The following is an 11,597-nucleotide window of genomic DNA, read 5'->3' as shown; positions in this document are numbered from 1 at the left end:
GGGGTCCGGTGGCTGCCCTTTTTGCTGTGGTCTCTGGGGGTGGGTTGGGGGGCTGTTGCTTGTGGGCTTTGGGCTTTGGGCTTTGGGCTTTGGAACCTCGGCGATCGTTGCCTCGTTTCACCATTTCGGCCTCGCCCTGCCCTCCCCGCTCCGCGCCCCGGTCCTTGCGCTGGCGCAAGTGCGTTCGAGGAGCAGCGAACCAGTGGTTCGCAAGCTGCTCCTCTCACCCCGCAAGCGGGAGAGGGGCTCGCAGACCGCGCGCACTGGCAGTACGCCAAAACAAAAAGCGGCCCCGTCTCCAGGGCCGCCCGACATCAAACAAACCACCTAAAACTCAGAAGCTCTGCGTGTACCGCATATACAACTGCCGACCGTAACCGTTGTACAGATAGTTGTTGAAGTTGGTCGGCGAGTACGCCACGTCGTACACCGGCGCCTTGTTGGTCAGGTTGCGCACGCCCAGCGAGATGCTCGCCTTCCACGGGGTGTTGTAAGCGAACTGCAGGTCATGGGTGATGTACGCCCCGCCACAACGCTTAACGTAACCCTCGGCCTTCAGCTCCGAGCAGCTGTAATCGCCCTGGTAGTAGTCCACGTAGTAGCCCGGCTCGTAGCCGATCATGTTCATGGTCCAGGCCACGCTCCAATCGCCCCGCTCCCAGCGCGTGTTGAGGTTGGCTCGCCATTCCGGATAACCGCTGGTGCCCACGTATTCGTCCGAGCCGTAGCGGCTGTCGACCTTGTAGCTGTGGGTCCAGGAACCCTGCAGCGACGACGTCAGCTTGCCCCAGTTGTCAAAGTCGAACTGGGTACGGATGTTGAGGTCCACACCATCGGTCTTGACCAGGCCTTCATTGCCGTAGCCCGCGTACACCGACTGGATGGAGCCGTCGGTGTTGCGCACCACCGACAGGTTCTCCGGCAGGAACTGGCCCAGCTCGGTGCGGTTGATCACCGTCTGCGCGGAGTACCACTTGATCTGGTTCTCGATCTTGGTATTCCAGTAGTCCACGGTGACATTGGCCCAGGAGAACGGGTCATACACCACGCCGAAGCTGAACTGCTTGGAGGTCTCAGCCTTCAGATCCGGATTGGCGACGTGGTAGCCGTTGATCTGGATGGAGCTGGAAGCAGCCAAGCCATAAGCCAGCGCGGTGGCTTCATCGGTCACCGTGTCAGCTGAGAACGCAGTCTGCTGGTTCAGCGCCTGCAAGGTCGGTGCGCGGAAGCCCTCACCGTAAGAGGTGCGGAAGGTCAGGTTCTGCAACGGCTGGTAGCGCAACGACAGCTTGGGCGAGGTTGCGTCGCCGAAGTCGGAGTAATGGTCGTAACGCAGCGCCACGTCCGCCGAGAAGTTGTTGAAGATCGGCAGGCTCCATTCGGCGTAGGCCGAACTCAGCGTGCGATCACCCCAGGCTGAGTTGCCCGAGGAACCACCAACATTGCCGGCAGCAGACTGCTGGTCATAGATGTCCGAGTAGTCGTGCTTGCTGTACTCGCCGCCGACCGCCAGTGCCGATACGCCGCCGGGCAACTCGAACAGATCGGTGGTCAACTGCGCGTTGAACTCCTGCTGTTTGTAATAGGTATTGCGGTTGATGGTGGTGGCGATGGCATCAAGCACCGCAGCCGAGTTGGAGTACGGATCAAATACGTTGTACTCGCCCGATTCGAAATATTTCTCCGCCACCGGAATGTTCACGTAGTTGTAGCCGGTGATGGTTGCGCGCGACTCATTGCTGCGCACGCCGAAATCAACCGCAGTGCTGTCGGTCAGCTGGCCATGCAGGCTGAGGTTGACGTCGTGGCTGTTCTCGTCGGTATAGGTAAAGCGATTACCCAAGGCAGCGAACCGGTGCTTGATGTAAGCATCCTGGCCGGTGGTGTTGTTCGGGCTGTCGGCGCTGACGAAGATGCTCTCTGGCACCGGCGCGTAGACGCTGTCGCTGTTCTTGCGGTTGACGTAGATATCGGCGTTGACAGTCCAGACATCGTCGATGCTGTATTCGCTGCGCAGGAACAGGTTCTTGTTCTTGATGCTGGCGGTATCGGCCATGTCGCCGACATAGTTGTACAGGCAGCTGGTACGGCCCGAGCTGCTGGTGCTCTCATAGAAATTGGTGCCCGAGCAGCCGCCCGGCACCACCGAACTATTGTTGGTGTACAGGTTGGAGCCGGGAATGGTGCTGCCATCGGCGGCCGTCAGCACGTTGAGGTAGTTGTTGGAGTACGAGGAGCCAGCCACCGTGTCGGACCAGGGGTAGTCGCGCACGAAGCTGATCTTCTGGTTGGTATAGGAGATACCGCCCATCACCGAGCCGCGCTCACCTGCGGCGCCAAACAGCACCGAGCCTTCCGATGCATCGCCACCGTATTTGTTGTCGGTGATACCGGCGCTGACCTGGAACCCCTCGTAGTTCTTGCGGGTGATCACGTTGACCACGCCGCCAATGGCGTCGGCGCCGTAGATCGCTGAAGCACCGTCGGTCAGTACCTCGATGCGCTCCACCGCTGCTGCCGGAATCGAGCTCAGGTCCTGGCCTTCACCGGTCAACGGCGACACCGCTGCACGGCGACCATCGATCAGGATCAGGGTGCGGCCTTCGCCCAACCCGCGCAGGCTCAAGCCGGCAAACGATTGCGCCGAACTTCCCGAGCTAGGCACGAACGAGCCGAACGAATTGAAACTGGAACTCTGCAGGATGTCGGCCACGGTGGCCTTTCCACTTACTTCGATGTCCTCGCGGCCGATCACGGTAATCGGCAATGCACCTTCCACGTCTGCACGCTTGATGCGCGAACCGGTGATCTCGATACGGTCCAAGGTGGTGGCGTTGCCGTTCCCTTGAGTTTCCTGCGCCAGCGTAGTTCCGCTGATGGACAGGCCAATGGCAATTACCAGGGCGCCCCGGTGCAGACCGGGGTTCAATTTATTCTTTTTCATTGTTCGCGTGTTCCAGATGAAGAAGGACACGTCCTGATCGCTCAGAACCGTTACTGGGACGCTGCGCTGGATGACACCAACCGCATCGGCCTGACGGAAAATTAACGATCGAATTTCGCCGCTGTTTTTCGCTGCGTGGCAGCAGGCACGGCGATTCTTGTCATGCCTTGTCAGCCTGCATCAAACGCGTCATGTGCGCCGCATGCGCGCATAAAAAATGCCACTGACAGGGCAGTGGCAAGGAGAGAGAGATGAACCGGTGTTTTCTTGTGGCTCCATCCTGCATCTCCAATATGTTGAGAATTTGTCTAAAACCGACTTTATTTCGTGCAGAGATTGCTGGATCGCAACACATCAGGCGCCATCCAACCCCACCTGACATGGTCCACCACATCCGCAGCGGGGGAAGCGCACACCAAACGCAGCCTGGGAGGTCACAGTCCCAATGCAGAACAGACAGAAGGGGCCTGTTGGCCCCTTCCGTTCACACCTGCCGGTGGCCGGACGATCAGCCGCGATAGCCATTGGTGATGGGATAGCGGCGCTCGCGGCCAAAAGCACGCCGCGACACCTTCGGTCCCGGCGCAGCCTGATGGCGCTTCCATTCGCTGATCCGCACCAGCTTCAGCACCCGGTCCACCACCTCCGGCGCGTAACCGGCAGCAACGATGTCTTCGCGCGACTGTTCCTGATCGATGTAGCGGTACAGGATGCCATCGAGCACGTCGTAGGCTGGCAATGAGTCCTGGTCGGTCTGGTTGTCACGCAACTCGGCCGAGGGCGCGCGGCTAATCACCGCAGGCGGAATCACCGGCGCACCGCCCACCGTATTTCGCCACTTGGACAGGCCGTAGACTTCCGTCTTGTACAGGTCCTTCAGCGGCGCATAGCCACCGCACATGTCGCCGTAGATGGTGGCGTAACCCACCGCATATTCGCTCTTGTTACCGGTCGTGAGCACCAGGCCGCCGAACTTGTTGCTCAGCGCCATCAGAATCACACCGCGACTACGCGACTGCAGGTTCTCTTCGGTGACATCGGCCGCCTGCCCTTCGAACATGGTCGACAACGATTGCATCAAACCCTGGAATGCCGGTTCGATCGGCACCGTCTCCAGCTTCACGCCCAGCGCGCGGCACTGCTCCACCGCCAGATCATTTGACAGATCGGCGGTGTAGCGCGACGGCATGCTGACCGCGGTGACGTTGTCCGCGCCCAGCGCATCGACCGCCATCGCCAACACCAAGGCCGAGTCGATACCACCGGACAAGCCCAGCCACACCTTGCTGAAACCGTTCTTGCCGCAGTAATCCTGGATGCCGCGGGTAACCGCGCGCCAAGCCAAGGCGTCCATGCTTTCATCGCCATCATCGATCCACCGCAACGGCATGAAGCTGCGCGCGGCGGCGTTGTATTCGACCACCAGCATCTCTTCGGTGAAAGCCACGGCAGCCGGATGCACGGTGCCATCGCCATCGGCTACGACCGAGGCGCCATCAAACACCACTGCATCCTGACCGCCGACGGTATTGACATAGGCGATGGCCACGCCGGTCTCGCGGCTGCGCTCGGCCAACAGCGCATCGCGCTGGGCGTGCTTGCCACGCTCGTATGGCGAGGCGTTGGGTACCAGCACCAGTTCGGCCCCCGCTTTGACGGTGGCGGCCAGCGGTTCGGGGAACCACAAGTCTTCACAGATCACCAGACCCAGCTTTACCCCGTTGACCTCGAACACGCAGTTGCCACCGTCCGGATCGACGTCGAAGTAGCGGCGTTCGTCGAACACGGCGTAGTTGGGCAGTTCGCGCTTGCGGTAGGTGGTGTCGACGGCACCATCGCGCAGCACACTGGCAGCGTTGTAGACCACCGCACCGGCGCTCTGCGGCCAACCGACCACGGCGACAATGCCCTGCACCTCGGCGGCGACCCGCGCCAACGCCTGCTCGCAACTGCTCAGGAAACCTGGGCGCATCAGCAGGTCTTCGGGCGGATAGCCGCTGATGGCCAATTCCGGGAACAGCACCACATCGGCACCGTATTCGTCACGCGCCTCCTGCATCAGCTCGATGATGCGGCTCGCGTTACCGTCCACGTCCCCGACCGGGAAATCGAACTGGGCCAGGGCGATGCGTAGCGATTCGGACATATCAACAACCTTCTGCTTGGCCCCGCACCCTGCGGGGGCTTGGTGTTACCGATGCCGCACGCAAGATGCTTTCGCAGACCGCAGCGGCATGGCTCAGGGCTTCATTATTCCAGAACCGCAGCACGCGGAAGCCATTGCGCTGCAGGAAGGCGTCCCGGCGCAGGTCATTGGGGTCGGAGGCATGCTGGCCGCCGTCGAGTTCGATGACCAGTTTCTGCTCCAGGCAGACGAAATCCACGACATAGGGACCGATGGGGTGTTGCCGCCGGAACTTGAAGCCGACCAGATGACGACCTCTGAGGAAGTACCAGATGCGCAGCTCGGCATCGGTCATGCGCCGACGCAGGGCTCGGGCGCTGTTGGTTTTGCTGCCTTTGCGCATGGTTGCCTCCTTTGCAGGGAGACGATTACCTGGCAAGGCGACGGTTGAAATCAGGGAAAGCGCGCTTTTGGATATAACGATTTTGGGCTTTTGGGGCGCTGCCTTCGAGGTGACAGATAGCGATAGGAGAGGCTAACGGCAAGAAGCCAAAGCTTCCCCTCACCCCTACCCCTCTCCCGCAGGCGGGAGAGGGGAAAGCAACTGCCAGAGCTAGAACCAGAGCCAGAGCCAAAGCCAGAGCCCAAGCCACAGCCAAAGCTACAGCCAGTGCAAAAGAAGAGCTTTAGCCAATGATCTAACGTCGACATGGACTTCAACTCTGGCCGTGGCTTGAGCCCTGACCGCGGCTCTGGCTCTGGCTTTAGCTCTGGCTTTAGCTTTGGCTTTGGCTTTGGCTCTGGCTGTCCCCTCTCCCGCCTGCGGGAGAGGGGTAGGGGTGAGGGCAGGCTCTTAGACGTTGCTTTTGTTCTTGGCTTTTCCCCAACCCCAAAAACAAGAAAGGCCACCCGAAGGTGGCCTCTCTCAAATCACTGAAGCGCAGTCTTACTTGACCAGCTTCGCGATGGCAGCGCCCAGGTCGCCCGGCGAACGGACGGTGACAACGCCAGCAGCTTCCATCGCTGCGAACTTGCCCTCAGCCGTGCCCTTGCCGCCCGATGCGATCGCACCAGCGTGACCCATGCGCTTGCCGGCCGGAGCTGATGCGCCAGCGATGAAGCCGACAACCGGCTTCTTCACGAACTGCTTGATGTACTCCGCACCGGCTTCTTCAGCGTCGCCGCCGATTTCGCCAACCATGATGATGCCTTCGGTCTGCGGGTCTTCGTTGAACAGCTTCAGGCAGTCAACGAAGTTCAGGCCGTTGATCGGGTCGCCGCCGATACCGATGCAGGTCGACTGGCCCAGGCCCACTTCCGTGGTCTGCTTGACCGCTTCATAGGTCAGGGTGCCCGAACGCGACACGATGCCGATCTTGCCCGGCATGTGGATGTGGCCCGGCATGATGCCGATCTTGCACTCGCCCGGGGTGATCACGCCGGGGCAGTTCGGCCCGATCAGCACGGTGTCCGGATGCGAACGGGTCAGCACGTTCTTGACGCGCAGCATGTCCAGCACCGGGATGCCTTCGGTGATGCAGACGATGACCTTGATGCCGGCAGCAGCGGCTTCCAGGATCGCGTCAGCCGCGTACGGCGGCGGCACGTAGATGACCGAGGCATTTGCGCCGGTGCTCTGCACGGCATCGGCCACGGTGTTGAACACCGGCAGGTCGATGTGGGTGGTGCCGCCCTTGCCCGGGGTCACGCCGCCGACAACCTGGGTGCCGTACTCGATCATCTGAGTGGCGTGGAAGGTGCCCTGCTGGCCGGTAAAGCCCTGCACGATCACCTTGGTGTTCTTGTTGATCAAAACTGACATTGGATTTCCTTCGGTGTCGGATCAGGCGGCGTTCTTGACAGCTTCAACGATCTTCTTGGCGCCATCGTTGATGTTGTCAGCCGGGATGATGGCCATGCCGCTGTCACGCAGCAGCTGCTTGCCTTCTTCCACGTTGGTGCCTTCCAGGCGCACCACCACCGGAACCTTGACGCCAACTTCCTTCACGGCGGCGATGATGCCTTCGGCAATCATGTCGCAGCGGACGATGCCGCCGAAGATGTTGACGAAGATGCCTTCGACCTTGTCCGAGGACAGGATCAGCTTGAAGGCTTCAATGACGCGCTGCTTGTTGGCACCGCCGCCCACGTCCAGGAAGTTCGCCGGCTCGCCGCCATTGAGCTTGATGACGTCCATGGTGGCCATGGCCAGGCCTGCGCCGTTGACCATGCAGCCGATGTTGCCGTCCATGGTGACGTAGTTGATGTCCAGCTCCGAAGCGATCACTTCGGTCGGGTCTTCCTGGGTCTTGTCGCGCATGGCGACCAGCGCCTTCTGACGGAACGCGGCGTTGTCGTCGCTGTCGAACTTGCCGTCCAGCGCGTACAGGTTGCCGTCGTCCAGGATGGCCAGCGGGTTGATTTCAACCAGCGCCAGGTCCTTTTCGTTGAACAGGCGGTACAGGTTGACCATGATGCTGGCGAACTGGCCAGCCTGCTTGGCGGTCAGGCCCAGCTTGAAGCCAAAATCACGGCCGTGGTAACCCTGCACGCCTTCAACGAAATCGACGTTGAGCGAGTGGATCAGTTCCGGGGTCTCGGCAGCAACCTGCTCGATCTCCACGCCGCCTTCCGAAGAAGCGATGTAGGTGATGGTCTTGGTGCCACGGTCAACCAGCACCGACAGGTACAGCTCCTTGACGATCTCACCGGCGGTGGTCACCAGCACCAGGTTGACCGGCAGCTCGACGCCTGCGGTCTGGTAGGTGGCCATCTTGGTGCCGAGCATCTTGGCCGCAGCGGCCTTGACGTCGTCGGTGGTCTTGCAGAACTTGACGCCGCCAGCCTTGCCGCGGCCGCCAGCGTGGATCTGAGCCTTGACCATCCAGGGGCCCTGGCCCAGCGACTGGGCAGCAGCTACAGCCTCGTCCGGGGTCGCAGCGACCTTGCCGGCCGGGACCGGGATGCCGTATTCGGCAAGCAGTTGTTTTGACTGGTACTCGTGGAAATTCATGCGTCACCGTGGGAATAGGAACGACCGCACGCATCTCCTCGGGCCCCGGCTTGGGGGCGCCGGCAAGGACTGCGGCGGGCCCACTATTGTGGCCGAGCCAGCGCCGGGGCGCAAAGAAGTCTGTACAAATGGCCAAGTCCGGCATGTTTTCTGGCGATTTTTCAGCAACTTGCCTCTGAATAGGGGACGCCGCGCGCGTGTCGTGCAGCAGCCCGTGCGCACCTATACTTGGTGGGTTAACGCTTGGATAGGAGTTCCGGCTTGGCCCCCAGCACCTCGCTCATCGACCGCATCGAATCGATACCGCGTCGCGAGCTGTATTTCTTCGCCCTGTACCGGGTGCTGATCGCCACCCTGCTGGCCGCGCTGGTCTTCAGCCCGCTGACCCCGTTCGCAGGTGAGGCGCACCAGCTGCGGTTGGCCGAAACCGTCACCATCCTCTATCTGCTGATAGCCCTCGCACTACTGGCCTGGGGCCGCAACGAGCGCTGGTTGCAACCGATCGTGTTCGGCAGCCTGCTGGTCGACATCACCGCAGCCACCCTGCTGAGCCATGCCCTGCCCGGCGCCAGTGCCGGCATCTCGATGTCGCTGCTGTTCAACATCGCCGCGGCCGCCCTGCTGCTGCCGCTGTCGCGGGCGATGCTGCTGGCGATGTTGGCCGCTGGAGCGAGCGTCACCGAATACGTGTGGCAGGCGTTCGAAGGCAGCGACAACCTGCGTACGCTGGCCGAGCTGGCGATGTTCGTCACCAGCTATCTTGCACTGGCCTTCATCGCCTACCAGATCGGCAGCCGCACCCGTCGCACGCAGCAGTTGGCGGATCAACGCGGCGCCGAAGTAGCCAACCTGTTCGAAGTCAACGAATTGATCATCCGCCGCATGCGCACCGGCGTACTGGTGGTGGACACCAATGGTCAGATCACCCTGGCCAACGAGGCGGCGACCGCCCTGCTCGGTGACATGGAGGGCGCACTGGCCACCGAGCGTGTCGCTCTGAACATCGCATCGCCTGAACTGGCGCGGCGCCTGCAACGCTGGCGCAATGGCTGGCATGAGGACGAGCAACCGCTGCAGCTGGCCCCGGAGCAGGCCGAAGTATTGCCGCGCTTTGCCCGCCTGCTGGCCGACAGCGACATGTCGCTGATCTTCCTGGACGACACCACGGTGGTCTCACGCCGGGCCGAATCGCTGACCTTGTCCACCCTTGGCCGCTTCTCCGCCAGCCTGGCCCATGAGATCCGCAACCCGCTGGCGGCCATCAACTATGCCACCCAGCTGCTGGAGGAGTCCGAGGACATAGGTGAGGCCGATCGGCGCCTGCTGCAGATCATCCATCAGCAATGCCAGCGCACCAATGGCATCGTCGAGAGCGTGCTGGCGCTGGCCCGACGCGAACGGGCAAATCCCGAGAATCTTGACCTGGCCGCCTTCGTCCGCCGCTTCGTGATCGAGTACCGGCAGACCCTGTCGCTGGAGAACGACAGCCTGGAAGCGGTGATCCGCGAGCCGTCGGTGATAGCAATGATGGACCCCCGGCACCTGCACCAGGTACTGACGGCCTTGGTCCACAACGCCCTCAAATATGGTCGGATAGCCGACGAACCGGCACGGATCCGCATCCGCGTCGCCTCGGCCGAGCGCAACGCGGTCATCGACATCATGGACCGCGGCCCGGGCATTCCTGATGCCATCGCCAGCCAGCTGTTCCGGCCGTTCTACACCACCTCCGAACACGGCACCGGCTTGGGCCTCTACATCGCCCGCGAGCTTTGCCGAGCCAATCAGGCCCAGTTGGACTATGTGTCAATTCCCGCTGGGGGTGCCTGCTTCCGGCTGACCCTGAGCATCCCGAAAACCGCGTTCGCCCGCGGCGAGCGCCAATGAGCGGTTTTTGGATGCAATCGTTTGTAGACATACCTCCACCTCGGCTATCGTTCCATTCATGAACGCAACACATAGCGCCCTGATCGTCGATGACGAACGCGACATCCGCGAGCTGCTGGTCCTTACCCTTGGCCGGATGGGCTTACGGATCAGTACCGCCGCCAACCTCGCCGAGGCCCGGGAACTGCTGGCCAGCAACCATTTCGACCTGTGCCTGACCGACATGCGCCTGCCCGACGGCAATGGCATCGAGCTGGTCACCGAGATCAACCGCGACCATCCCTCCACTCCCGTGGCGATGATCACCGCCTTCGGCAGCATGGACCTGGCGGTGGAAGCCCTGAAAGCCGGCGCCTTCGACTTCGTCAGCAAGCCGGTGGACATCAATGTGCTGCGCGGTCTGGTCCGGCATGCCATCGAGCTGAACAACGAAGCCCGCCCCAGCAGCCCGCCACCGCCGGAGAACGCCACTCGCCTGCTCGGCAGTTCGCCGGCAATGGACGAGCTGCGCGCAACCATCAGCAAAGTTGCACGCAGCCAGGCACCGGTCTACATCCTGGGCGAATCGGGCGTCGGCAAGGAACTGGTGGCCCGTACCATCCACGATCAGGGCGCGCGCGCGGCCGGCCCCTTCATCCCGGTCAACTGCGGCGCCATCCCCAGCGAGCTGATGGAAAGCGAGTTCTTCGGCCATCGCAAAGGCAGCTTCACCGGCGCCCACGCCGACAAGCCGGGCCTGTTCCAGGCAGCCAGTGGCGGCACCTTGTTCCTGGATGAAGTGGCCGAGCTGCCCCTGCAGATGCAGGTCAAGCTGCTGCGTGCGATCCAGGAAAAATCGGTGCGCCCGGTAGGTGCAGCCACTGAAGTCACCGTGGACGTGCGCATCCTCTCGGCCACCCACAAAGACCTTGGCACCCTGGTGCAGGACGGGCGCTTCCGCCACGACCTGTACTACCGCATCAACGTCATTGAATTGCGGGTGCCGCCGCTACGCGAACGCCGCGGTGACCTGCCGCAGCTGGCCAACACCATCTTGAACCGGCTGGCACAGCAGCAAGGCCAGAAGCCACCACAACTGGCAGCTTCGGCACTGGAAGCACTGGATGCCTACTCCTTTCCCGGCAACGTCCGCGAACTGGAGAACATCCTCGAGCGCTCGCTGGCCCTGGCCGATGGTGACCGCATCGATGCCAGCGACCTGCGCTTGCCGCAGCCGCAAAGCGCAACGCCACGCGTTCCCAGCAGCGAGCCACCGGCTCCTGCTGCCGCCCCCCAGGAAGCCGTTGTCGACATCGACCCGGCCAGCGCTGCCCTGCCCTCCTACATCGAGCAGATGGAGCGCACGGTGATCCAGAAGGCATTGGAAGAAAATCGCTGGAACAAGACCAAGACCGCTGCCCAGCTCGGCATCACCTTCCGTGCCCTTCGCTACAAGCTGAAAAAGCTGGGCATGGAGTAAGCAAGCCCCGGAAAGCCAGGTAGAGCCGAGCCGTGCCCGGCTCGGGGCGGCACCTGTAGTGGGGGGGGGGGGGGGGGGGGGGGGGGGGGCGGGGGGGGGGGGGGGGGGGGGGGCGGGCGCGGGCAAGGGCGGGGGGCGGGGGGAAGGGAGGAGGCGCGCACCGGGGCGG

At 62.4% G+C, this 11,597-nt stretch carries 7 protein-coding genes; 2 read left to right on the top strand and 5 right to left on the bottom strand.

Annotated elements, in window-relative coordinates; translation table 11 throughout:
* Window positions 1-334 precede the first annotated feature (334 nt).
* The 5 genes from ACVOLS_RS20600 to sucC form a co-directional block, all read right to left on the bottom strand.
* Entirely contained in the window at window positions 335-2,944 is a 2,610-nt protein-coding gene (locus ACVOLS_RS20600; RefSeq protein WP_481547172.1) for a TonB-dependent receptor, read from the bottom strand.
* A gap of 508 nt (window positions 2,945-3,452) precedes the next feature.
* The gene (locus ACVOLS_RS20595; protein WP_481547171.1) at window positions 3,453-5,090 is read right to left on the bottom strand and encodes an NAD+ synthase; all 1,638 of its coding nucleotides are present in this window, start codon (window positions 5,088-5,090) and stop codon (window positions 3,453-3,455) included.
* Between the two features lies 1 nt (window position 5,091).
* Window positions 5,092-5,472, bottom strand: a complete 381-nt coding sequence (locus ACVOLS_RS20590; protein WP_481547170.1) for an endonuclease domain-containing protein — start codon at window positions 5,470-5,472, stop codon at window positions 5,092-5,094.
* A gap of 543 nt (window positions 5,473-6,015) precedes the next feature.
* The gene (sucD, locus tag ACVOLS_RS20585; RefSeq protein ID WP_481509135.1) at window positions 6,016-6,891 is read right to left on the bottom strand and encodes a succinate--CoA ligase subunit alpha; all 876 of its coding nucleotides are present in this window, start codon (window positions 6,889-6,891) and stop codon (window positions 6,016-6,018) included.
* A gap of 21 nt (window positions 6,892-6,912) precedes the next feature.
* Window positions 6,913-8,082 (bottom strand): ADP-forming succinate--CoA ligase subunit beta, encoded by a 1,170-nt coding sequence (gene sucC / locus ACVOLS_RS20580; RefSeq protein WP_057629765.1) that lies wholly within the window; start codon window positions 8,080-8,082, stop codon window positions 6,913-6,915.
* Window positions 8,083-8,343: 261 nt separating this feature from the next.
* On the opposite strand from sucC, the gene ACVOLS_RS20575 reads away from it, so the two are divergent.
* Both ACVOLS_RS20575 and ACVOLS_RS20570 read left to right on the top strand, forming a co-directional pair.
* Entirely contained in the window at window positions 8,344-9,969 is a 1,626-nt protein-coding gene (locus ACVOLS_RS20575; RefSeq protein ID WP_481547169.1) for a sensor histidine kinase, read from the top strand.
* 58 nt (window positions 9,970-10,027) lie between these two features.
* Window positions 10,028-11,428: a sigma-54-dependent transcriptional regulator gene (locus tag ACVOLS_RS20570; RefSeq protein ID WP_481547168.1), complete on the top strand. Its 1,401-nt coding sequence runs from the start codon at window positions 10,028-10,030 to the stop codon at window positions 11,426-11,428.
* Window positions 11,429-11,597 lie beyond the last annotated feature (169 nt).

This window comes from Stenotrophomonas sp. STEN038 (assembly GCF_056759895.1).
Note: the sequence above shows the minus strand (reverse complement) of the source record. Positions and strands in the feature narration are given on the sequence as shown.